This is a genomic window from Alteromonas sp. ABM1_013, from assembly GCF_056160505.1.
The window spans coordinates 1-1009 of the sequence record NZ_JBSWXH010000010.1; the positions used below are offsets into that span (position 1 = coordinate 1).

At 50.2% G+C, this 1009-nt stretch carries 1 rRNA gene; it reads right to left on the reverse strand.

The features are described from left to right. Positions 1-1009, reverse strand: a 23S ribosomal RNA gene (locus ACXAGK_RS19460); the annotation flags it as partial.

Sequence of the window (1009 nt, forward strand, 5' to 3'; positions counted from 1 at the left end):
TGCTGCCGCAGCTTCGGTATATTGCTTAGCCCCGTTACATCTTCCGCGCAGGCCGACTCGACTAGTGAGCTATTACGCTTTCTTTAAAGGGTGGCTGCTTCTAAGCCAACCTCCTAGCTGTCTATGCCTTCCCACATCGTTTCCCACTTAGCAATATTTTGGGACCTTAGCTGGCGGTCTGGGTTGTTTCCCTCTCCACGACGGACGTTAGCACCCGCCGTGTGTCTCCCGGATAGTTCTCATTGGTATTCGGAGTTTGCAAAGGGTTGGTAAGTCGGGATGACCCCCTAGCCTTAACAGTGCTCTACCCCCAATGGAATTCGTCCGAGGCTCTACCTAAATAGATTTCGGGGAGAACCAGCTATCTCCCGGTTTGATTGGCCTTTCACCCCCAGCCACAAGTCATCCCCTGACTTTTCAACGTCAGTGGGTTCGGTCCTCCAGTTGATGTTACTCAACCTTCAACCTGCTCATGGCTAGATCACCGGGTTTCGGGTCTATACCTAGCAACTAAACGCGCAGTTAACACTCGCTTTCGCTACGGCTCCGCTATTCGCTTAACCTTGCTACTAAATATAAGTCGCTGACCCATTATACAAAAGGTACGCAGTCACCCCGAAGGGCTCCCACTGCTTGTACGTATACGGTTTCAGGTTCTATTTCACTCCCCTCACAGGGGTTCTTTTCGCCTTTCCCTCACGGTACTGGTTCACTATCGGTCAGTTAGGAGTATTTAGCCTTGGAGGATGGTCCCCCCATATTCAGTCAAGATAACACGTGTCCCGACCTACTCGATTTCACTGTAAAGATTGCGTCGTGTACAGGGCTATCACCTTGTATCGCTCCTCTTCCCAAAGGATTCCACTACATTCAATACAGCTTAAGGGCTGTTCCCCGTTCGCTCGCCGCTACTAGGGGAATCTCAATTGATTTCTTTTCCTAAGGGTACTTAGATGTTTCAGTTCCCCTCGTTCGCCTCGTTACGCTATGTATTCACGTAACGATACCT